General features: G+C 72.8%; 16 protein-coding genes. 11 read left to right on the top strand and 5 right to left on the bottom strand.

Features of this window, described 5'->3' with window-relative positions:
• The first annotated feature begins 163 nt into the window (after nt 1–163).
• The 5 genes from AB0E14_RS12155 to sbnA all read left to right on the top strand — a co-directional run bounded on the left by AB0E14_RS12155 (nt 164) and on the right by sbnA (nt 8,523).
• Nucleotides 164–2,788, top strand: coding sequence for a Pls/PosA family non-ribosomal peptide synthetase (locus AB0E14_RS12155; protein WP_362415299.1), 2,625 nt, complete (start codon nt 164–166; stop codon nt 2,786–2,788).
• Nucleotides 2,785–5,364, top strand: coding sequence for an amino acid adenylation domain-containing protein (locus AB0E14_RS12160; RefSeq protein WP_362415302.1), 2,580 nt, complete (start codon nt 2,785–2,787; stop codon nt 5,362–5,364). Before AB0E14_RS12155 ends, AB0E14_RS12160 begins: the two co-directional genes overlap by 4 nt.
• Nucleotides 5,361–6,371 (top strand): TauD/TfdA family dioxygenase, encoded by a 1,011-nt coding sequence (locus AB0E14_RS12165; RefSeq protein WP_362415304.1) that lies wholly within the window; start codon nt 5,361–5,363, stop codon nt 6,369–6,371. Before AB0E14_RS12160 ends, AB0E14_RS12165 begins: the two co-directional genes overlap by 4 nt.
• The gene (gene sbnB / locus AB0E14_RS12170) at nt 6,368–7,468 is read left to right on the top strand and encodes a 2,3-diaminopropionate biosynthesis protein SbnB (RefSeq protein WP_362415306.1); all 1,101 of its coding nucleotides are present in this window, start codon (nt 6,368–6,370) and stop codon (nt 7,466–7,468) included. The genes AB0E14_RS12165 and sbnB overlap by 4 nt, the downstream gene beginning before the upstream one ends.
• 101 nt (nt 7,469–7,569) lie before the next feature.
• Nucleotides 7,570–8,523, top strand: coding sequence for a 2,3-diaminopropionate biosynthesis protein SbnA (gene sbnA / locus AB0E14_RS12175; protein ID WP_362415337.1), 954 nt, complete (start codon nt 7,570–7,572; stop codon nt 8,521–8,523).
• Nucleotides 8,524–8,590: 67 nt separating this feature from the next.
• On the opposite strand, the gene AB0E14_RS12180 is transcribed toward sbnA, so the two are convergent.
• Complete coding sequence (locus tag AB0E14_RS12180; RefSeq protein ID WP_362415308.1) at nt 8,591–9,826, bottom strand: DUF418 domain-containing protein; 1,236 nt, start codon at nt 9,824–9,826, stop codon at nt 8,591–8,593.
• 300 nt (nt 9,827–10,126) lie between these two features.
• On the opposite strand from AB0E14_RS12180, the gene AB0E14_RS12185 reads away from it, so the two are divergent.
• The 5 genes from AB0E14_RS12185 (at nt 10,127) to AB0E14_RS12205 (ending at nt 15,024) form a co-directional block, all read left to right on the top strand.
• Entirely contained in the window at nt 10,127–10,747 is a 621-nt protein-coding gene (locus AB0E14_RS12185) for a sigma-70 family RNA polymerase sigma factor (protein ID WP_362415310.1), read from the top strand.
• Between the two features lie 98 nt (nt 10,748–10,845).
• Entirely contained in the window at nt 10,846–12,105 is a 1,260-nt protein-coding gene (locus AB0E14_RS12190) for an FAD-dependent oxidoreductase (RefSeq protein ID WP_362415312.1), read from the top strand.
• Nucleotides 12,105–12,872 carry a DUF1365 domain-containing protein gene (locus AB0E14_RS12195; RefSeq protein WP_362415314.1) on the top strand — a complete coding sequence of 256 codons (768 nt, stop codon included), beginning with the start codon at nt 12,105–12,107 and terminating at the stop codon, nt 12,870–12,872. The genes AB0E14_RS12190 and AB0E14_RS12195 overlap by 1 nt, the downstream gene beginning before the upstream one ends.
• Nucleotides 12,869–14,185, top strand: a complete 1,317-nt coding sequence (locus tag AB0E14_RS12200; protein ID WP_362415316.1) for a cyclopropane-fatty-acyl-phospholipid synthase family protein — start codon at nt 12,869–12,871, stop codon at nt 14,183–14,185. Before AB0E14_RS12195 ends, AB0E14_RS12200 begins: the two co-directional genes overlap by 4 nt.
• Entirely contained in the window at nt 14,182–15,024 is an 843-nt protein-coding gene (locus AB0E14_RS12205; RefSeq protein WP_362415318.1) for a DUF1295 domain-containing protein, read from the top strand. Before AB0E14_RS12200 ends, AB0E14_RS12205 begins: the two co-directional genes overlap by 4 nt.
• Here AB0E14_RS12205 and AB0E14_RS12210 read toward each other — a convergent pair.
• The 4 genes from AB0E14_RS12210 to AB0E14_RS12225 all read right to left on the bottom strand — a co-directional run bounded on the left by AB0E14_RS12210 (nt 14,991) and on the right by AB0E14_RS12225 (nt 20,437).
• Entirely contained in the window at nt 14,991–15,977 is a 987-nt protein-coding gene (locus tag AB0E14_RS12210; RefSeq protein WP_362415320.1) for a MerR family transcriptional regulator, read from the bottom strand. The genes AB0E14_RS12205 and AB0E14_RS12210 overlap by 34 nt on opposite strands.
• A gap of 61 nt (nt 15,978–16,038) precedes the next feature.
• Nucleotides 16,039–16,476, bottom strand: a complete 438-nt coding sequence (locus AB0E14_RS12215) for an SRPBCC family protein (RefSeq protein ID WP_362415323.1) — start codon at nt 16,474–16,476, stop codon at nt 16,039–16,041.
• Nucleotides 16,477–16,608: 132 nt separating this feature from the next.
• Entirely contained in the window at nt 16,609–18,507 is a 1,899-nt protein-coding gene (locus AB0E14_RS12220) for a hypothetical protein (protein WP_362415325.1), read from the bottom strand.
• A 115-nt stretch (nt 18,508–18,622) separates the two neighbouring features.
• A complete protein-coding gene (locus tag AB0E14_RS12225) occupies nt 18,623–20,437 on the bottom strand; it encodes an RICIN domain-containing protein (protein WP_362415327.1) in 1,815 nt (604 codons plus the stop codon).
• A gap of 161 nt (nt 20,438–20,598) precedes the next feature.
• Between AB0E14_RS12225 and AB0E14_RS12230 the strand changes: the two genes are divergently transcribed.
• A complete protein-coding gene (locus tag AB0E14_RS12230) occupies nt 20,599–21,858 on the top strand; it encodes an ROK family protein (protein ID WP_362415329.1) in 1,260 nt (419 codons plus the stop codon).
• The last annotated feature ends 242 nt before the right edge of the window (nt 21,859–22,100 follow it).

Raw genomic sequence — 22,100 nt, forward strand, 5'->3', positions numbered from 1 at the left:
CGGGTCCACCCGCTGCGCCGCCCCGGTCCGCGGAGCGGAACGCGCGGCCGGATGCCGAGAAGTCCCGGTCTTCCTCCATACCTTCCGCCCGCGGCGACGAATCACCTCTGTGGGACTCCTGCCCGGCACGCGGACAGCGGAACGCCCACCTCAGGGAGACCTCATGAGTGGCAAGCCGCTCGGCATGACGGCCACCACCTCCGCGACCCCCGTCGCCACCACCCCGCCGCGCCTCGACCACGGGGACGCGGCCGCCGTGGAGAAGCTCCTCACCCGTCTGCTCGCGGAGGTCGCCCGGCTGGACTCCGTACCACCGGACAGCGACTTCTTCCACGACCTGGGCGCCGACTCGCTGCTCATGGCGCACTTCTGCGCGCGCGTGAGGAAGCAGCCCGGACTGCCTCCGGTGTCCATGAAGGACGTCTATCAGCATCCGACGATCCGCGGACTCAGCGCCGCACTGTCGGCATCGGCATCGGCATCGGCATCGGCCGCGGCCGCGGCCGCGGCCGCCGTACGGCCGGCCGACCCTCCGGTGGCGACGCGGGAGCCGTCCACCGAGGTGTCCGCGTCGCCCGCCGCCGCGCCCGCCGCGCCCGGTGACCCGCTCGGCCGGCCGCGGCCGGTGCTCTGCGGGCTGCTGCAGCTGTTGAGCTACCTCGGCTACGCCCTCCTCATCGCCGTCATCGTCACCCGTGGCTACGCGTGGATAGCGGCGGGCAGCGGCCCGCTCGACGACTACCTGAGGTCCGTGGCGTTCGGTGCGGCCGTGCTCCTGCTCCTGTGCGCTCTGCCCATCGCGGCGAAGTGGCTGCTCGTCGGACGGTGGCGGCCGCGGCGGATCCGGGTCTGGAGCCTCGGCTACGTCCGCTTCTGGCTGGTCAGGACACTCGTGCGGACCAACCCGCTGGTCCTTTCCGTGGGATCGCCGCTGTACTCGCTCTACCTGCGGGCGCTCGGCGCGCGCGTGGGCCGGGGCGTCACCGTCCTGTCCCGCAGCGTGCCCGTCTGCACCGACCTGCTGTCCATCGGTGACCACACGGTCGTCCGCAAGGACGCGCTGATCAGCTGCTATCGCGCCCGTGACGCCGTGATCGAGACCGGCCCCGTCTCCCTCGGCAGGGGCGTTGTCGTCAGCGAATCGACGGTGCTGGACATCCGGACGTCGATGGGCGACGGCGCGCAGCTCGGCCATGCCTCGTCGCTCCACGCCGGCCAGGCCGTTCCCGACGGAGAGCGCTGGCACGGCTCACCCGCCCAGCCTGCCGACGCCGACTTCCACGGCGTCGAGGCCGCGCGCTGCGGCAGCGTACGGCGAGCCCTCCACACCGTCGGCCAGCTCCTCTTCGCCGCACTGGTCGTCGCGCCGCTCGCCGTCGGCGGGGTGGACGTCCTGCTCTCCAAGGCCCCGCAGCTGGCGGTGGTACTGGAGACCGGGCCGTCGGCCCTCACCACGTGGACCTTCTACGCGGATCTGCTCGCGGGGACGGCCCTCGTGTTCTTCGCCGCCATTCCGCTCGCCCTGCTCGTCCTCGCCGCCGTGTCCCGCCTGGTCGGCCGGATCGTGGTCCCGGGGCGCGTGTACCCGCTCTTCGGCTTCCACCACGCCCTGCACCGTCTGTCGACGGTGCTCACCAACCGCAGGAGCCTGACCCGGCTCTTCGGCGACAGCACGGCCATCGTCCACTACCTGCGCTGGATCGGATACGACCTGTCCCACGTGGAGCAGACCGGGTCGAACTTCGGCACGGTCGTGAAGCACGAAAGCCCCCTGATGAGCCAGGTGGGCAGCGGAACGATGGTCGCCGACGGCCTCTCGCTCATGAACGCGGACTACTCCAGCACGTCGTTCCGCCTGTCGCCCACCCGGATCGGCGCCCGCAACTTCCTGGGGAACAAGGTCTCCTATCCCACGCGCGGCAGGACCGGGGACAACTGCCTCCTGGCCACCAAGGTCATGGTCCCGGTGGACGGGCCGATCCGGGAGAACGTCGGTCTGCTGGGGTCGCCCAGCTTCGAGATCCCGCGCTCGGTGCTCCGTGACAGCTCGTTCGAGGACATCCACACGGGGGAGGAGCGGCGTCGCCGTCTCGCGGCGAAGAACCGGCACAACGCCATGACCATGGCCTGGCACCTGCTCACCGCGTGGCTCTACTTCTTCCTCGTCACCGTGCTCTACACCGGAGCGGCCGACCTGTACGTGCAGACGGGCGTCTGGGCGCTCGCCCTCGCCAACGCCGTACTGCTCCCGTTCACCATCCTCTACTACGTGCTGGTCGAGCGGATCGTCACGCGGTTCGCCCCGCTGGGGTCGCTGTTCTGCTCGATCTACGACGTGCGGTTCTGGCGGCGCGAGCGGTACTGGAAGGTCCCCTCCGAGGCGTACCTCCAGGCGCTGAACGGGACTCCGTTCAAGACCGCCGTCTGGCGGATGCTGAGGGTCCGGATCGGCAGGAACGTCTTCGACGACGGCTGCGGCCTGCCGGAGCGGTCCATGGTGACCATCGGTGACGGCTGCACGCTCAACGCGGGGAGCGTCGTCCAGTGCCACTCGCAGGAGGACGGCGCGTTCAAGTCCGAGCCCAGCAGCCTCGGCGCGGGCTGCACGCTCGGCGTCGGCGCCTTCGTGCACTACGGCGTCGACGTCGGCGCCCACGCGTTCCTGGACACCGACTGCTTCCTGATGAAGGGCGAGACGGTCCCCGACGGCGACCGGTGGACCGGCAACCCGGCCCGGCCCGCGGAACTCCCCGACGAGGGTGACGGCGGCGGAGGTGAAGTCCGATGACGGCGACACGCGACCCACGCGATGTGAGCGACGTACTCCCCGACGGTGGGACGGCAACGACGGGATGGACCGAGGTTCCCCCGTGGACCACGGCTCCGGTGCCGGGCTGGGCCGATCACGCGGTCGTTCTCCCGGCCGCCCTGGCGACCGGCCTGCGGGAGCGTGCCGGGGAACTGGGTGTCCGGCTCTCGTCGATCCACCTGGCGGCGCACGCCAAGGTGCTCGCCGCGCTCTCCGGCGATCCGGCGGTGACCACCGCCCGGTTGATGGCGCCGGGGCGGTGCGTGCCCTGCCGGACGACCGTTGTGCCGGGCACGTGGCGCGAGCTCGTGCGGGACGCAGCACGCGCGGAGGAGCCGCTCCGCGACGGGGGATGGGTGGTCCGGCTCCCCGACGCGTCCGCGTCCGACCGACCGGGCGCCCACGCGGCCGTGTTCGACCCCGACGGCCACGGTCCTGACCTGCCCGGCGACGCGGTCCTCTGCGTCACCGTGCGCGAAGAGGCCGACGGAGAGGTGCTCAGGCTCCGCGTCCGCACCGACGCGCTCGACCGCGACGCCGCGGCGCGGATCGCCGGCTACCACCTCACGGCGCTCCGAGGTGTCCTGGCCGACCCGGACTCCCGCCACGACCGCCACTGCCTGCTGTCCGCCCGGGAGATCCGGTTCCAGGCCGAGGGACTGGCAGGACCACGAAGGCCCCTGCCGGACCGGAGGTTCCACGAGCTGTTCGAGGAACGGGTACGCCGGCACCCGGACGCCGTCGTCGCGGTGCATCGGGGACGGCGGTGGACCTACCGCGACCTGAACCTCCGCGCCAACCGCCTCGCACGGGCCCTGCTGGACCAGGGACTGCGGCGCGAGGAACCGGTCGGCGTGGTGCTCCCGCGCGACCTGTACTGGATGGCCTGCGTGCTCGCCGCCTTCAAGGCGGGCGGAGCGTACCTGCCGGTGGACCCGGACTACCCGTCCGAACGCATCGGCACGATGCTGGAGCGCGCCGCGTGCCGCTTCGTCCTGACCGAGCCCGGCAGCACCGGGCACCTCGACCGGGCACTCGCGTCCCCGGCCCCTCCGCGCGTGCTCGACGCCCCCGCCGTCGCGGAGCGCGCGAGCGACGGCCGCGACCTCGGCATCCCCGTCCAGGCCGACGCGCTCGCCTACGTGTTCTTCACGTCGGGGTCGACCGGGGAGCCCAAGGGGGCGATGGTCGAACACGCGGGCATGCTCAACCACCTCCTGGCGAAGGCCGAGGACCTGGGCATCGGGGCGGAGACCGTCGTGGCGCAGACGGCGTCGCAGTGCTTCGACATCTCGCTGTGGCAGCTGTTCGCCGGGCCCCTGCGGGGCGGACGGACGCTGCTGGTCGAGCAGGAGGCGGTCCTGGACGCCCACCGGATCCTCGCCCTGATCGCCGAGGAGCGGGTGAACGTGCTGCAGGTCGTGCCGTCCTACCTCGACGTCCTGATCTCGGCGCTGGAACGCACGAGGAGGACGCTGCCCGACCTGGCATGCGTCTCCGTGACCGGCGAGGCCCTGCGCGCCGAGCTGGTGAGGCGGTGGTTCCACGTCAGGCCGGGGACCCGGCTCGTCAACGCGTACGGGCTGACCGAGACCTCCGACGACACCAACCACGAAATCCTGGAGCACGCGCCCGCGGACGACCGGGTCTCCCTCGGGCGACCGATCCGCAACGTGCGCGTCTCCGTGGTCGACGACCGGCTGATGCCCGTCCCGCTCGGCGCCCCCGGCGGGATCGCGTTCTCCGGGGTCTGCGTGGGCCGGGGCTACGTCAACGACCCCGACCGCACGGCCGAGTGCTACCGGACCGACCCGCTCCGCCCCGGGGAACGCCTCTACCGGGGAGGGGACTTCGGCCGCTGGCTGCCCGACGGCAAGCTCGAGTTCCTGGGCAGAAGGGACGCGCAGGTCAAGATCCGGGGCTTCCGGGTCGAGATCGGCGACGTCGAGAGCGCCCTGCTGCGTGTGCCCGGAGTACGCGACGGCGCGGTCGTCGTCACGGGTGCGGAAGGACAGGGACGGCAGCTGGTCGCCTTCCACACCGGCGACCCGGCGCTCGGCCCCGAGCATCTGTGCGACCTGCTCGGGGAGTTGCTGCCCGCCTACATGGTGCCGGCCTCGTGTCACCGGCTCGACGCGCTCCCACTGACAGCCAACGGAAAGGTCGACCGCAAGGCGCTCGGCGCGCTCGCCGAGACGGACGGCCGCGGCGACGGCAGCCGATGCAGCGACGGCCGCGCCGGCTCCCTCGGCGACGCTCCCCGCACGGCGACCGAGGAGCGGCTCGCCGACGCGTGGGCCGCGGTGCTCGACGTACCGGCGTCCGGGATCGGGCGCGCGGACGGCTTCTTCGACCTCGGCGGTACGTCCCTGACCGCCGTGCGCCTCGCCGTCGCGCTGGACCGCGTGGTGTCGCTGCGTGATCTGACGGCATGTCCGGTACTGGCCGACCTCGCGGCGCTGATCGACACGCGTGCCGGGGCGGCCCACCCGGCGGGGCCCGCCCCCGGTCCGAGAACACCCGAAGCCACGACACGAGAGAGGGAATCGACATGAGGACCGCACTCTTCCACCGGCGGGAAGCAGCGCCGCCGCCGGCCCTGCCGGAGATCGAGACCACGCCGAGCGCGGGCGCGGGCGCTGGGGCGGCGGCCTGGGCCGCCGAACACGCGAGTGACGTGCTCGCCGTCGTCGCCGAGCACGGCGCCGCCGTCGTGACCGGCCTGGATCTGCGCACGGTCTCCGACGTCGAGGCGGTGCTCGGGGGACTGGGCGTCCCTCCGGTGCGCGAGGCCGAGGGCTTCGCCGCCCGCACGCCGTACGCCGACGGCGTCTATTCCTCGGCGGCCTGGCCCGCCCGGCAGCCCATGTGCATGCACCACGAGCTGAGCTACGCGGGGCGGTTCCCCGGTCTGCTGCTCTTCGCCTGCCTCCGGGCGCCCGGCGGAGGCGGAGCGACCGCGCTCGCCGACGCCGCCGCGGTGCTCGAAGCGCTCCCCTCCGCGATCGTGGAACGCTTCGAGCAGGAGGGCTGGCTGCTCACCCGCGCGTATCACGAGGAGATCGGCACCAGCCTCACCCAGGCCTTCGGCACCACCGACCCCCGCGCCATCGACGCCTACTGCCGGGACAACGGCATCGTCACCGACTGGCAGCCGGACGGGTCGCTGCGCACCCGGCAGCACCGCAGGGCCGTCGTGTCCCATCCGCGCTCGGGAAGGCGCTGCTGGTTCAACCAGGTCGCCTTCCTGAACCAGTGGACGATGGACCCGGAGGTCCGTGCGTTCCTGATCGAGGAGTACGGGCCCGAAGGACTGCCGTTCAACACCTCCTACGGGAACGGCGACGGCGTCGCCTCCGAGGCGGTGGAGCAGATCAACGAGGTCTACGAGGCCCACACCGTCCGCAGGCCGTGGCAGGACGGCGACCTGATGCTCGTCGACAACATCCGCACCGCGCACAGCAGGGAGCCCTACGAGGGCCCCCGGCAGGTGGTGGTGGCGATGGCGGAACCCCAGCGCCAGGCGCCGCCCGCCGCGTCGACCGGGAGGGCAGCGGCATGACCGTCACCCAACCCCAATCCCAACCCCAGCCGCACCCCCAGCCCCTGTCCGGGCCCGCCCGCTCCCCGGAGGACATCAGGGTTCCCCCCTTCGCGGTCGTCCCGGGACGTCAGGTCAGACAGGTCCTCGACGGCAGGGAGTCGACGGTGACGGACGTGGTGGAAGCGGCTTATCAGCTGCACGCCGCGGGCCGGACGGTCAACCCCGCCTCGACCTTCCTGCGCTTCCCCGACCGCCCCGCCTCGCGCATCATCGCCCTGCCCGCCTCCCTGTCCGGCGACGCGCACGTCGACGGGCTCAAGTGGATCTCCAGCTTCCCCGCGAACATCACGGCGGGGATTCCCCGGGCGTCGGCGGTCCTCATCCTCAACGACCCGGTGACCGGCTACCCCTTCGCCTGCATGGAGAGTTCCGTCATCAGCGCCGCGCGGACGGCGGCCTCCGCCGCCTCCGCCGCCGGCCGGCTCAGCCGGGGCCGCCCCCGTGCCTCCCGCGTCGGATTCATCGGGACCGGCCTGATCGCGCGCTACATCCACACCTATCTCCGCGGGACCGGCTGGTCCTTCGACCACATCGGTGTCCACGACCGCTCCGCCGACAGCGCCGCGGGCTTCCGGCTGTACCTGGAACAGACCGACAGGGACGGCCGCGTCACCGTGCACAGCGACCCCGAACAACTCATCCGCACCAGCGATGTGGTGGTCTTCGCCACCGTCGCGAGCACACCCCACATCACCGAGCCCGCATGGTTCGACCACCACCCGGTGGTCCTGCACATCTCCCTGCGCGACCTCGATCCGCGGATCCTGCTGTCCGCGACGAACATCGTCGACGACGCGGACCACTGCCTGCGGGCCCAGACGTCCCCCCACCTCACCGAACAGCTCACGGGGAACCGGGACTTCGTGCACGGCACCCTCGCCGACGTGATGTCCGGCCGGGTGTCCGTGCCCACGGACCGGACCGTGATCTTCTCGCCGTTCGGACTCGGCGTCCTCGACCTGGCGGTCGGCAAGTACGTCTACGACCGGTTGGCGCGCGCCGGCGAACTGTCCATCGTCGAGGACTTCTTCGACGAGCTGGGCCGGTACGGCTGAGACGGGACCGCCGGGCCCGCGAGGACCGCCCCACGAGGACCGACCCACGAAGACCGCCCATGAGAACCGACCGGCCGCAGCGGCACGAGGAGGAGAGCACCGTGCCCGTCATCACCACCCCTCACGCCTTCAATCAGGACGATCTCTACGTCGACCTGATGCCGACGCTCGGCCTCCCCCTCTACCTCAAGTGCGAGGGCTTCAACTTCGCCGGCTCCATCAAGCTCAAGGCCGCGGCGGAGATGGTCGAGTCCGCCGAGCGGCGGGGCGTTCTCACCCCGGAGTCGATCCTGGTGGAATCCTCCTCCGGCAACCTCGGCGTGGCGCTCAGCCTCATCGCCGCGAACAAGGGATACCAGTTCGTCTGCGTCACCGACTCGCGCTGCAATCTGACGGCCCGGTTGATGATGGAGGCGCTCGGAGCCCGTGTGCGCGTCGTCTCCGAGGAGAGCGAGGGCAGTCTGCTGGGCGGTCGGCTCGCGGCGGTCCGGGAGCTGTGCGCCTCCGAACCCCGTTGCGTATGGCTCAGCCAGTACTCCAACCCCGACAACTGGAAGGCCCACTACCGCAGGACGGCGCCCGCCATCGCCCGCGCCTTCCCGCAGATCGACGTCCTGTTCGTCGGCGTCGGGACCACCGGCACCCTGATGGGCTGCGCGCGGTGGTTCCGGGCCTGGAACCGGCCCGTGCGGATCGTCGCGGTGGACACCCTGGGGTCCGCGATCTTCGGAGACCCCCCGGGGCGCCGGATGATCCCGGGCGTCGGCATGAGCATGCGTCCACCCCTGCTCGACCGGGCCTTCGTGGACGAGGTGGTACGGGTGGCCGAGGCGGACACGATCCGCACGTGCCGGGCGATGGCCGCGCGTGGTTTCGTCTTCGGCGGATCCACCGGGACGGTCGTCAGTGGTGCGACGGGCTGGCTCGACGCCCATCGCGGGCCCGACCTCACCTGCGTGGCGATCTCCCCGGACCTCGGCGAACGCTATCTCGACACGATCTACCACGAGAACTGGGTCCAGGCCCTCTACGGCGACGAAGCCCTGCGCGCCTGAGCCCGAGGGCCCGAACCCGCCCCCGGGCCGCCGCCACCCGTCGGGCCACCCCCGGCCTGAGGACCCCTCAGCGGCGCAGAGCCCACTTCTGGACCGACTCCAGCGGACCGGTGGAGAAGCGCCGCAGCCAGAGGGTGGAGCCCGCCATCAGGACGAGGCACACCGCCGCCCACAGCCCCATCACCCACCACGGGTGAGCCGTGTCCCCGAGCCGGGTGGCGAGGCCGAGTCCGATGCCGTACGAGGCGAGGACGCACAGCACGTTCTGGAGGACGTATCCCGAGAGCGCGGTGCGGCCGACGTTGGTGAGGCCGACGGTGAGGAGCCCGGGGCGGCGCACGCGGTCCATCAGGGCGCCGATCAGGCCGATGTAGCCGATCGCGACCAGTGGCGCGGCGCAGTAGCGGCTCATCAGGAAGAAGGACTCGCCGCCGACGGCCGTCAGCGCGGTGAGCGGGATGCCGAGCCCCAGGCCCCAGGTGAGCATCCGGGCCCTGATGCGCCGGCCGGTGTCGTCGGAGCCGAACGCGCCCGCCCGCAGCAGCCGCACGCCGAGCAGGAAGAGGAAGACGAGCAGACCGAAGGAGAGGACGGGTTCGAGCCGCAGCGCGATCATGTTCTCCAGGCGGAAGGAGACCTGCTCCAGGTAGCCGCCCTCCGCGTAGAGGTCGACGACCTGCTGGGAGACGCCGCCCGCGGTCGCCTCGTCCGTCCCGTCGTCCGGAGCGCCGGCCAGTGCCGCGGTCAGCAGACCCATCAGGGTCAGGTGCAGCCCGGCGGCCCACCACATGACCCGTCGTCGCGCCCGTTCCGAGCGGGTCAGCAGATGGGCCACCAGCAGGGCGGTGACCGCGTACCCCATCAGGACGTCCCACGCGAAGACGAGCACGAAGTGCAGCGTGCCCTCGGCGAAGAGGAACAGGGCCCGCCATCGGTAGCGCCCCGGCCAGGGCTGTCCGCGCCTGGCGGCGGAGTCGTACTGGATGGCCAGGCCGACGCCGAAGAGGATGGTCAGCATCGAGAGGAACTTGCCGTCCGCGAGGAGCCGGAACACGCTCTCCGCGGCGGCCGGCAGGGATCCGAAGCCGGCATGACCGGTGCCGCCGGACTGCAGGACGGCCCACTCGGATCCCGGTCCGGTGAAGATCCACACGTTGGTCATGAGGGTGCCGAGGATCGCGGCACCGCGCAGCACGTCGAGCAGCGCCAGCCGCCCCCCTGCGGCGGTTCCGGCGTGTGCGGCGGGGGTGTCCGAGTCGGAGGCGGGCGTCGCGAGGGGTGCGCTGCGGGAGGTCTCGGTCATGGACTCATCCTCCGGGCGCGCGGCGCGGTGTTCGTCGTGACCGCAGACGAACTCCCTCTCCGCCGAACGATGTAGAGGAGCCCACGGCCCTCCTCCCCACGGCCCTCCTCCCCACGACCGTCGGAGCACATGGCGGAATCCGGGATTCGACGCGCAAACGATGCGAGTTGCAGCGCATCGTTCCGCGGCGTGAACGTGAAGGGACACGGGATCCGGTGAGGTCCCGCCGGGCGCCGCTCCCGCGGCGGTCGTCCGGACCCCCAGGGGAGGCGAGCGCCCCCACCCGGAGGAGGAACCGTCATGACCGCACACCGGATCACCGGCGACCTCGCTGCCACGACGGAGCCTGGAACCGACCGCGCGGCACCCGTCGAAGAGACCGACCACTGGATCGACCGCGGATTCGAGCAGGGTGACGAGCGCTGCCTCGCCGCCGCCTACCAGCGCTGGGGCGGGCTCGTGCACACCCTCGCCACCCGGGCCCTCGGCGATCCGCGCGAGGCCGAGGACGTCACCCAGCAGGTGTTCGTCGCCGCCTGGCGCGGCCGGGCCAACTTCCATCCCGAGCGGGGCAGACTGCCGGCGTGGCTCACCGGCATCACCCGCCGGAAGATCGCCGACGCGCTGACCGCGCGTACCCGCCGGAGGGAGCTCGCGGAGGCCCTCGGTGCCTCCCTGGAGAGCGAGGGCGGCGCCGTCGAGGAGCCCGAGGGGGTGCTCGACCGGATCGTCGTGACCGAGGAGCTGGCGCGGCTGCCCCGCGTCCAGCGGGACGTCCTGAGCCTCGCCTACTTCGGGGACCTCACCCAGGTACAGATCGCCGACCGCACCGGGATGCCGCTGGGCACGGTCAAGAGCCACGCCCGCCGCGGCCTCCAGCGCATGCGCCACAACCTCGCCGTCGCCACGACCGCCGGCTGATCCGGCCCGTCCGGCGGGGCTTCGGCTCCGAACACACAGAGAAAGCGGACCGACCGCGCCCGCGAGGGGCGCCGGCCGGCACACGAGGGGTGGAGACGATGAACGGACGAAGCGTCGCGGTGGTGGGGGCGGGAGTGGCGGGCCTGACCGCCGCGCACCTGTTGTCCCGCGCGCACGACGTGGTGCTGTACGAGGCGGAGGACCGGCTGGGCGGGCATGCCCACACCCACGAAGTGGCCGCCCTCGACGGCGGGACCACGCTCCGGGTGGACACCGGCTTCATCGTCCACAACGAGCGCACCTATCCGAACCTGCTCCGGCTCTTCCGCGAACTCGGCGTCACCACGCAGGACTCCGAGATGAGCATGTCCGTCCGCTGCGACGGGTGCGGTCTGGAGTACGCCGGCGCGCGCGGCCCCCGCGGACTTCTCGGGGGCGGCAATCTGCGGCGCGGCCGCCACCTGCTGACGCTCGCCGACGTCCCCCGCTTCCACCGCGCGGCGCGCCGCCTGCTCGCCCGCGACGACACCGGCAGCACCCTCGGCGAGTTCCTCCGGGCGCACCGCTTCTCCGACCACTTCGTCGGGCACTTCGCGATCCCCCTCGTCTCCGCCGTGTGGTCGTGCGCCCCCGCCACCGCCCTGCGCTACCCCGCCGCGTACCTCTTCCGCTTCCTCGACCACCACGGACTGCTCTCGGTGACCGGATCCCCGCAGTGGAAGACCGTCACCGGGGGATCGGTGGCCTACGTCGAACGGATCGCGAAGGGCGTCTCGTCCGTCCGCACCACCACCCCCGTCCTCGCCGTCGTGCGCGGCGCCGACCGCGCCACCGTCATCACCGCCGACGGCGAGTCGACCGAGCACGCGGCCGTCGTCATCGCGGTCCACCCCGACCAGGCCCTGCGCCTGCTGGCCGACGCCACCGAGCGTGAGCGCCGCGTCCTCGGGGCCTTCACCTACTCCCGCAACCCGACCGTCCTGCACCGCGACACCACGCTCCTGCCGCGCTCGCCTCACGCCCGCGCGTCCTGGAACTACTGGCTGCCCTCGTGCTCCGCGCGGCCCGAGACCGTGCAGGTCAGCTACGACATGAACCGTCTGCAACGGCTCACCACAGGCGCCCCCCACATCGTCACGCTCAACCCGGGAGACCGCGTCGACGAGTCGACCGTCCTGGCCCGGATGACGTACGAACACCCCGTCTACACACCGGAGTCCGTCGCCGCCCAGCGGCTGCTGCCCACCCTCCGCACCCCCGTCACCGCCTTCGCGGGCGCCTACCACGGCTGGGGATTCCATGAGGACGGCTGCCGCTCGGGCGTCGAGGCCGCCCGCCATCTGGGGGTGGACTGGTGATGACCGGCATCGCCCCCACCCCCGTACCCGCCCTGTACGAGACCGAGGTCGCCCACACCCGCGTCACCCCCGTCCCGTACGCCCTGCGGCACCGCACGTACCTGTGGCTGGTCGACCTCGACGACCTGCCCGTCCTGCCCCGGCCGCTGCGCCCCTTCGCCCGCTTCGACCCGCGCGACCACTTCGACGGCGACGCGCCCAGCCTGCGCGCCGGCCTCGACGCGTACCTGGCCGCCCAGGGTGTCGGGGACGCGGACGGCCAGGTGCTGATGCTCGCCCACGCGCGTGTCCTCGGGTACGTCTTCAACCCGCTGACCCTGTACTGGTGCCACGACCGCGCGGGCCGTCCCGTCTGCGTCGTGGCCGAGGTGCACAACACCTACGGCGGGCGCCACTGCTACCTGCTGCGCCCCGACGCGCGGGACCGCGCCGATGTGCCCAAGGAGTTCTACGTCTCGCCGTTCCTCGACGTCGAGGGCGCCTACCGCATGCGGCTGCCGCTCCCAGGTCCCCGTCTCGACCTCACCGTCCAGCTCCGCCACCCGGACGGCTCCCGGCCGCTGACCGCCACGGTGCGCGGCGCACACCGGCCCGCCCGCACGCGCACGCTGCTCGCGGCGGCCTTGCGCCACCCCTGGTCGACCGCGGCCGTCTCGATCGGCATCCGCCGCCACGGGATCCGCCTGTACCTCAAGGGGCTGCGCGTCCGGCCCCGCCCCCAGCCCCGTTCCCGTACCACCTCCACCGTTCAGGAAGGCACCCCGTGACTCTCTCGCTCTCCTCGGCCGCCCCCGCCGCCCCGGCGGGCTCCGTCCGGGTGGACGCCGACCGCTGGCCCGACGTCGCCCGGCTGCCACGGGCCTCCGCTCCGCGCGTCGCCGTCGCCCGCCGTCTCGTCACGCGCGCCCTCACCCGCCTGCCCCTGCGCATACGGACCGCGGAGGGCGGACCCCTCATGCCGCACGCCCGCGCGGCCGACGACGAGCTGCCGACGCTGACGCTGCACGACCCCGACGCGTTCCACCGGCGGATCGGAGCCGACGGCCTGATCGGCTTCGGGGAGTCGTACATGGCCGGGGAGTGGGACGCGGACGACCTCGTCGGCGTGCTCACGGTCCTCGCCCGCCACGTCGACGACCTCGTCCCCGCACCGCTGCGCCGACTGCGCGGTGCCTGGGTGCGCCGCAGGCCCTCCGCCGACCGCAACACCCCCGACGGCGCGCGGGAGAACATCCACCGCCACTACGACCTGTCCAACGAACTCTTCGCGCTCTTCCTCGATCCGGGCCTCAGCTACTCCTCGGCCGTCTTCGAGCCGCTGCCCGCGGCCGGTTCCCCCCTCACGGACGGGGAGTTCACCGCCGCCCAGCACCGCAAGATCGACCGGCTCCTCGACCTGGCCGAGGCAGGACCGGGCACGGAACTCCTGGAGATCGGCACCGGCTGGGGCGAACTCGCGATCCGCGCGGCCGCCAGGGGAGCCCGTGTCCGCACGATCACCCTCTCCGGGGAACAGCTCGAACTCGCGCGGCGGCGCGTGGCGGACGCCGGCGTCGCCGACCGCGTCACCGTCGAACTCCTCGACTACCGCGACGCCCGGGGCCGCTACGACGCCGTCGTGAGCGTCGAGATGATCGAGGCCGTCGGGGCGGAGTTCTGGTCCGACTACTTCGGCGCGCTCCGCGGCCTCCTGGCCCCCGGCGGCCGTGTCGCCCTCCAGGCCATCACCATGCCCCACGACCGGATGCTCGCCACCGCCCGCACCCACACCTGGATCAGCAAGTACGTGTTCCCCGGCGGGCTGATCCCCTCCCCGGAGGCCATCGCCCGCGCGAGCGCCGCGGCGGGCCTGCGCATCACCCACGACACGGGGTACGGCGACCACTACGCCGAGACCCTGCGCGCGTGGCGCGAGCGCTTCCTCCGCCAGGAGCCGGCCGTCACGGCTCTCGGGTTCGACCACGCCTTCCGGCGCCTGTGGGAGTTCTACCTCGCCTACTCGGAGGCCGGTTTCCGCTCGCACTACCTCGACGTCCGCCAACTCCGGCTCACCGCGGCCGACCTGGAGGCGGCCCGATGAGCCTCGGTACCGTCGACGCGGGCGCCCTCGGCACCGTCCTCGCCGCCTCGGCGGCCGCGGCGCTGACGGTCATGCTGATCACGTTCGTGATCGGCACCGTGCGGAGCCTGCACCGCGTGGTCGACGTGGCCTGGGGAATCGCCTTCGCCGCCGTCGCCCTGGTCGCCTGGTTCCTCGCGTCCGGCCACGGCGACGACCCGCGCAGGACCCTCGTCGCCCTCGCCACCGTCGTCTGGGGACTCCGCCTCGCGAGCCACATCGCCCGGCGCGGACGCGGACACGGGGAGGACCCCCGGTACGCCCGCATGCTGTCCCGCGCCCGGGGCAACCCCGCGCTCTACGCCCTGGGGAAGGTCTACCTCCTCCAGGGCGGCCTCGTCTGGCTCGTCTCCCTCCCCGTGCAGATCGCCGTCCTGCTGCCGGAACCCCTCGGCGCGCTCGGCTGGCTCGGCCTCGCCGTCTGGGCCGCGGGCCTCACCTTCGAAGCGGTCGGCGACCACCAGCTCGCCCGCTTCAAGGCCGACCCGGGCCACCGGGGGCTGATCATGGACCGGGGGCTGTGGAGCTGGACCCGCCACCCCAACTACTTCGGCGACTTCCTCGTCTGGTGGGGCCTGTACCTGACGGCCTGCGCCACCTGGCAGACCGCCCTGTTCGCCCTCGTGTCCCCGCTCGTCATGAGCGGCCTGCTCATCTGGGGCAGCGGCAAGCGGCTCCTGGAGGCGCACATGGCGGACCGCCCCGGGTACGCCGCGTACCGGGAGCGGACGAGTGGCTTCTTCCCCCGGCCGCCCCGGGGCGCGCCTCAGCCCTCGACGGGCCGCGCCCGCTCCTCGTAGAGCCGGCAGAGCGCGTCGACGGCCTCCCGGAGACCGGCGGGACGGATCATGCCCGGAGCGGTCGGTCGGCCGAGCCAGCCCGGTCCCGCGAGCAGTACCAGGGGAGGGGTGCGCGCCCCTCGTATCCCGAAGGCGGTTCCCGCGATCTGACGGGCCAGCGAACGGTCAGCCGTCGCTCTTGCCTGCGACCAGAGGGCGACGGCGGCAGGACCCGACCGCCGCACCGCCGCCGTCAACGCCTCCGCCGGGACCGCCGCGCCGAACATCCTCGTCGGAAGACCCCGTTCCGAAAGAGCTGCCGCGAGCGCTTCGAGAGGCAGTGTGTGCTGCTCCGCCGGTACGCACGCGAGCAGGACCGGAGACGCCGCGGAGGGCGGCACCGCGCCGGCGACGACGACGCGCCGCAACGCCGTCGAGACGTGCCAGGAGACGAGGTGCTCCACCTCGACGTAGCGATCCCCCGAGACGTCCCACTTGCGGCCGACGGCGTGCAGGACCGGGGCCATCACCTCCTCCCAGGCGACCACGGGGCCGTACGCGTCGAGGACCTGGCGGAGCAGCCGGTCCATGGCCGGGCCGTCGAGCCGCACGGCGGCCCGGGCAAGGCCGCGGCACTCCTGCCGTACGTCCCCCAGGGGCAACCCGCTGCCCGGCCCGGCACGAGGGGCCGCGAACGCCGCGGACCGCGTCGGCCGGGCGGCGGACGCGCCCGCCGTCGACCGCAGGCCCTCCGCCGCACGCGCGGCCTCGGCGGGCGGGACACCCGAGGCCGTGAGGCGGCACATCTCCTCCAGCATCGCCACGTCCGCCGTGCTCCACCGCCGATGCCGACCGTCCACGCGCTCGGCGGGCCCGATGCCGTAGCGCCGCTCCCAGGACCGCACCGTGCTCGGTGAGACCCCCAGCATCCGGGCGACCGCCCCCGTCGTGATCCCGTGCACCGTGTCGGACATGTCACCCACCCTGTGATGCGGAAGCGCCCCGGGCCCCGCCCGGTCCCGCTTCCGCGCGCTGTCAGAGTCGTCCCGCAACGGCGGCGTCGGGCAGCCGCGCGGCCACCTCGTCGCCCATGCGCTCGAACTCCGGCCGCAGGAACGGCGTGGCGAGCTTCGCGAGGCCCTTGAAAGTCAGGGAGGCCCGGTACGTCAGGAACGTGCCGTCCCCCTCCTCGGCGAAGCTCAGGTCGTCGACGGCGGTCACCGTCCGGTTCTCCCCGACGAACACGAGACGCGTCGGCTCGTGTACGTCGAGCCGGTAGTCGAGGCGGGTTGTACGGCCCCGGAACACCGAGGTGTTGCGCCAGCGCGCACCCGCACGGACCGGTCCGTCGTCCAGTCGCACACACGACACCGTCCCGGGGTCCCATTCCTCGGCACGCGCGAAGTCCTCCATGTACGCCATGAGCTCGCGCAACGGAAGGCCCACCACGAAGCTGCGCCTCACCCTGATCACCGCACGGTCCTCCGTCCTCCCACCACCACGAAGTCCTGGCCGACTTCCCGGACACCTGTAGCTTCCGCGCGCGGCGACGCCCCGGATGCACCGATCAGGGCCCCGGGACATCGCCCAGCGTGAACCGGTCCCTCAGGACCACTCCAGAACGAGGTAGCCGCGGTGGGGCACGTCCGCCTCGACGGTGAGGCAGTCGCCCTCCCGTACCGTCGCGACCGGCCTGGGCCCCGACAGCGGGGTCAGCAGGGTCGCGACGACGTCATCGCCCAGGCCGTCGGCGGCCACACGCGGCCGGGCGGTGTCGGCAGAGCCGTTCGCCACCGCCAGGCGGTGGCGGTCGCCGACCCGGGCGTACTGCGGGACCAGGTGGGGGCCGCCGGTCACCACCGGCAGGCGGGCCCCGAGGAATCGCAGGGACCGGTGGACCAGCCGCTGTCCGTCGTCGCACCGTCCGAGGCTCTCGGGCCGGCAGGCCGCCGTCGTGACCACCCTGCCCCCGAGGGAGTTGGCGAAGGCGACGCGGCCCGCTCCCCAGTGATCCCCGCGCGGGGTGAGGATCTCCGTCCAGGTCTCCGCCCCGGGAAGGGCGGTCACGCGGGCCAGCGACGGCTGCACGTTCACGCTCAGCAGCGCACCGCCCTCCAGGATCCGCTCCATGCTGTACGGGTCGGCCGACGGCGTGTCCCGGTCCACCTCCTCCTGGACGGTGACGCCCAGCAGCTCACCGAAACCGCGCCGGTCCAGGATCGCCGCCGCCGTGCCGTCCAGCAGCAGCCCGCCCAGGAGCAGTTGCTCCACCGAGGCGTCGCGCACACCCCACGCGGCCGTGCCGAAGAGCGCGTTCACCCCGGCGACGCCCGCCTGGACGGGCACCCCGTATGGCAGCAGGAACGCCGGAGCCCGCAGGGGGTCGGCGTCGAGGCCCTCCAGGGTTCCGTCGCCGTGCACGAACGCGGCGGTCTCCTGCTGCCACGGAATGCCGACACCGACCGCCCGCACGTCGTCCGCCGCGCAGAAGTCCAGTGCCGCCCGGGAGTTCGCGAGCATCCGGCCGATCCGGGGGTGGCGTGCCGGGTCACCCGTCACGAAGGGGAAGACGTCGAGGAGGAGGGCGTCGGCCCCCGACAGGGCCGCCGTGACCATCTCCGACCAGGTCTGCGTGTCGGACTTGGTCCATGCGGTGTGCGGCCAGTTCTCGATCTCGGGCGCCACTTCCACAGACGGCGGCCGGAGCCCGTTCTGCAGTTCCAGCATGGCCACCGAGCGGGCCAGAGCGCCGCCGGGGCTGTCGGCGTACGGGGCGAAGTGCGGCCGATGGGCGCCGAAGCGCGCGAAGAGGCCCTCCCAGTCGCGCCCTTCGACCGAGGCGATGCCGAGTCCGGAGCTCATCAGCCCGAGCGTGGACCGTCCTGCCACGGCCTCGCGCACGAGATCGACGACTTCGAGCTGGGCCGTCCGCCAGGTCCGGCGGAGCAGCGCCCGCCACGGGTGGGGCTCGCCGGGCGCGGTGACGGCGGCCACCAGCTCCTCCCGCGTCACGTCGAGGCCGAGCCGGGCCAGCATCTCCGGTTCGAACCCGCCGCCCCAGGTCAGTGGCGCGTGATTGTGGAAGCGGAAGTCGTCCTCCAGCCACATCACGCGGAACCCGAGTTCGGCGAAGCGCCCGTAGTGGGCGGCGATCCAGGCGCGCCAGACGGGGCAGGCGAAGGAGGCCGACGCCGTCGAGACCTCTCCGGTGGGGGAGACGAGCGGCGCGAAACCGAGGTCCTGTACACGGCCCCGGTCGGCGTGCCCGGACGTGACCCAGGGGTTGAGGCTGACCTCGATGCCCCGTGCGGCCAGGACGTCCCTGGCCGCGCGGGTGGTCTCGTACCAGCGGTCCTCCTCCGCGCCCGCCAGGTGCCCGGCGTGCAGCTCCTCCGAGCCGATGATCAGGACGACCTCGTCGACGGAGTGCTTCACGCAGAACTCCGCCAGCTCGGCGGGGTCCTGATCGGGCATCACCTGATAGCGCAGGTGGTATCGGCTCATGGCGGCTCTCCGGTGGTGGCGCTCTTCGGTGGTGGCGGCTCTCATGCCGTCGTGCTCGGGACGGCGTGCCGGCCGGACGGGCGGAGGACGGTCCGCCCGTCCTGCCGGCACGGGTTCACGGGCCCGCGGGGGCGAGCGTCAGGGTCTGCTCGGCAGCGGTCCTGGCGCCGCCGACCGGGCCGCCCGCGGTGTCGGTCCAGGCCCGGGTGGGCGTGGTCTCGACGAGCCGGCCGGAGACTCCCGACATCCCGATCACCAGTCCGCTGTAGCGGTTGACCAGGCGGAACGTACCGGTGGACGCGCCGTCGACACTCTTCCCCGGGATGACGAACCACTGCTGGCCGACGGTCGGCCCGCCGGGCCGTGCCGCGGTCGCGGTGGGCAGCGCGCCCCAGGCCCGGCCGCTGTCACGCGTGGAGTCCACCCCGAGGAGGTCCCGGGTGGCGGCGTTGGCGATGCGGTACGAACCGTCGCCGTTGGAGGTGAAGATCCACGTGCTGCGGCTCGACCCGACGCCCGCGGGCAAGGAGGTCGTCGCCCGGCCGCCGGCGGCCTGCGCGAGGACCCGGCCGTCGCCGCTGCGGACGGTGTAGGTCGCCCCCGAGACGACGGGGGCGGCCGGAGCGCTGGTGTCGACCGTGGTCCGGTAGTACTCGCCGTCGGCGCCGTTGGAGCAGGAGATCGAGCAGTAGCTGCGGAAGGTCCTGCCGACGATGGTCGAGCCGGTCTTGTTCACGGAGTCCAGCATCCAGCGGTACCACGAGCCCGAGCGGTAGTCGCCGGAGTCGCCGATGAGCCGCCACTTCTGGGTGGAGAGGTCGTCGGTGACGTAGAAGCGCTGAGCCTCCGAGCCGTCCTGGTGCACGGCCTCGGGTTCGCCGAAGTACAGGCCCAGATGGGCGTTGTAGACGACGCTCATGGTCAACAGGTCCGACTTGGCGGGCAGTTCGCCGGCGGCCTGCTGCTCGGCGACGCTGCCGGGGGTGGCGGGGTCGTAGTCGTGCTCGACGGGGGTGTAGCCCGTCGGGTTGTCGGCGTCGACCGGCTCCATGTTGCTCTCCAGGCCGCCGACTCCGGGCTGGGACCAGGAGCCGTCGTACCACTTGCGCCAGGACCCGGGCGCCATCTTCGCCGACATGGGGGCGCGGGCCACGTGACCCCGGCTGCCGTCCGTCCAGCCGCCCGGGACGCCGCCCTTCGGGATGGCGCGCGAGTTGTAGTAGACGTAGAAGTAGCCGGACGCGGTGTCCACGAACAGCCGGGCGTCCCCGTTGCCGTAGTGGTAGGTGTCGTGCGGGAAGGCCTCGTCGTCGCCGCGCTCCGTGCTGTACGGCGAGGTGAGGACGTGGTCCTTGATGTCCCAGGTCCTGCCCTGGTCCTTGGAGACCGCGTAGTCGATCGCGTCGTAGTGCAGGTTGTCCCCGAAGGGGTCCGGGGTGAACTCGTTGTGGACCAGGCCGTACCAGTCGCCCGTGTCCGGGTCCACCCACACGCCCATCAGGTCGCAGTAGTTCCGCTGAGCGTAGTGCGATCCGGCGTCCGCGTAGGTGGACTCCCGGCCGGTGGGGCTGTTGTTGCACCGCCATGTGGTGTCGTCGTTGCGGTCCAGGGGGTTGGCCGGGTTCACCGCCTCGCTCAGCCGCGCGTCGCGGGTCGCGCCGTCGAAGTCCTTGCCCCGGTAGAAGGTCCAGGTACGGGGGTCGTTCTCGGCGTACAGGGCGTGCGCGGACTGGTAGTAGAAGGAGCCGTCCTTGTCGATGTATGTGGCGGCGGGCGTGTCGTCGGGGTGGGTCCACGCGCCCTTGGGCCCGATGGTGACCGTGTACGTGGGGTCGGCGGCGGACGCCGGCAGGGATGCCGCCGAACCGGCCAGCGCCACGGCCGTCGCGACGAGGACGCCGACGATTCTGATCCTGGAACGAGCCGACAACAGAGACTCCTCTCTGGCTGGTCCGCTCACGAAGGCGGACCTGCGGCGGTGAATTAGTTTGAATAAAATCTGAACTAATAAGGGGCTGTCAAGGCTCGGGAGGTGATGCCGGAGACTTGCCCCGTGAGCGGCGTGCGGCGCGACCAGAGACGAGGGAACGAGTGAAGGCTGACCAGCGAGCGGCGACCCCTCCGAACGCCGCCCCGTCCGGGCCCGCGCAGCCGCGCGACCGGCGTGCTGTCCGGCGCGCCAACCTCGGTGCGGTGCTGCGGATCCTGCGTGACACGGGCCCGCGTTCGCGCGCGCAGCTCGCCGGTGACACGGGCCTGCCGAAGCCGACCGTCACCACGCTGGTCGCCGAACTCGTCTCCTTGGGCCTGGCGGCCGAGGGGCCCGTGCGGCGCGAAGGCGCGGTGGGCCGCCCCGGCACCCTGGTCCACCTCGACGGGCGGGCCGTCTGCGGCATCGGTGTGGAGATCAGCACGAGTTATGTGCACGTCCTCGCCCTCGGCCTCACCGGCGACCTCGCCTACGAGCGCCGTGGCGCGATCGACGTCGCCCGGACCGGAGCCGACGCGGTGCTCGACCACGTGGCGCGGACCGTCCAGGACTGCCTGGCCGCTCTGGAGCGTGACGGCAGACGCCCGACCGGCCTCACCCTAGCGGTCCCCGGGGTGGTGGACCGGACCTCGGGCGCCGTCGCCTACGCGCCCGCCCTGGGCTGGCGCGACGTCCCGGTCGCCGCGGAACTGCTCGCCCGCCTGACGGGGGAGGTGCCCCGCCTCACCGTCGAGAACGACGCGAAGGCCGGCGCCATGGCCGAGTACGTACGGGTCCAGGGCGGGGACGTCCACGACATGGTCTGCATCACCGGCGAACGCGGTATCGGTGCCGGAATCATCAGCGACGGCCGTCTGCTGCGTGGCCGCGCCGGCTTCGCGGGCGAGGTCGGCCACATGCCCCTCGGCTCCGAGCGCCGCACCTGTGTCTGCGGGCGCCGCGGCTGCTGGGAGACGATGGTCGGCCTGGACGCCCTCCTCCGCCTCGCCGCCGACGGGGACGACGGCATCCACGACACGGACGTCGAGCCGGAGGCCCGGCTCGCCGAACTCCGCCGCCGCGCCGAGGGCGGTGACCCGCGCACGCTGGAGGCCCTCGACCGCGTCGCGGACGACCTGGGCCTCGGCATCGCGGTACTGGCCGACGTGCTCAACCCCGGCGTCGTGGTGCTCGGCGGCTATTTCACGCACATCGGCGACCTCATGATCGACCGTGTGCGGGGCGTGGTCCGCGACCGGGTGATGGCGCCGGACGCGGGCGGCTGCGCGGTGGTCCTCTCCACCCTGGGGTTCACGGCGGCGGCCCGAGGGGGTGCGTACCTCGCCCTCGACGCGGTGTACCGGGAACCGGGCGCGGTCTGATGGCCCAGGTCACATTCGAGGGGCCGGAAGGGGTCCTGCGGGGTGAGGCGCCTCATAGGACCTAGGTCACCTACGAGGCACCCTAGGAGACCGGCCAGACCCCCCTAAATCCCCCCATAGGCCTCATCGACCTGCGGAAACACCCACACCCCCGCCCCCGGGCCCTTCGCCGGGGGTCCGACTCCGCTTCGTACCGGGGGTCGTTGCGTCGCCCGTTCAGCCCTGCTTGTCTGGTGGACGTC

Origin of the sequence: Streptomyces sp. NPDC047981, from assembly GCF_040653315.1 — a bacterium.
GTDB lineage: Bacteria > Actinomycetota > Actinomycetes > Streptomycetales > Streptomycetaceae > Streptomyces.

Bases quoted from the DNA above. Each gene is read 5' to 3' on its own strand.
- AB0E14_RS12155 (WP_362415299.1), top strand. From the start codon at position 164: ATGAGTGGCAAGCCGCTCGGCATGACGGCCACCACCTCCGCGACCCCC.
- AB0E14_RS12160 (WP_362415302.1), top strand. From the start codon at position 2,785: ATGACGGCGACACGCGACCCACGCGATGTGAGCGACGTACTCCCCGAC.
- AB0E14_RS12165 (WP_362415304.1), top strand. From the start codon at position 5,361: ATGAGGACCGCACTCTTCCACCGGCGGGAAGCAGCGCCGCCGCCGGCC.
- sbnB (WP_362415306.1), top strand. From the start codon at position 6,368: ATGACCGTCACCCAACCCCAATCCCAACCCCAGCCGCACCCCCAGCCC.
- AB0E14_RS12180 (WP_362415308.1), bottom strand. From the start codon at position 9,826: ATGACCGAGACCTCCCGCAGCGCACCCCTCGCGACGCCCGCCTCCGAC.
- AB0E14_RS12185 (WP_362415310.1), top strand. From the start codon at position 10,127: ATGACCGCACACCGGATCACCGGCGACCTCGCTGCCACGACGGAGCCT.
- AB0E14_RS12190 (WP_362415312.1), top strand. From the start codon at position 10,846: ATGAACGGACGAAGCGTCGCGGTGGTGGGGGCGGGAGTGGCGGGCCTG.
- AB0E14_RS12195 (WP_362415314.1), top strand. From the start codon at position 12,105: ATGACCGGCATCGCCCCCACCCCCGTACCCGCCCTGTACGAGACCGAG.
- AB0E14_RS12205 (WP_362415318.1), top strand. From the start codon at position 14,182: ATGAGCCTCGGTACCGTCGACGCGGGCGCCCTCGGCACCGTCCTCGCC.
- AB0E14_RS12210 (WP_362415320.1), bottom strand. From the start codon at position 15,977: ATGTCCGACACGGTGCACGGGATCACGACGGGGGCGGTCGCCCGGATG.
- AB0E14_RS12220 (WP_362415325.1), bottom strand. From the start codon at position 18,507: ATGAGCCGATACCACCTGCGCTATCAGGTGATGCCCGATCAGGACCCC.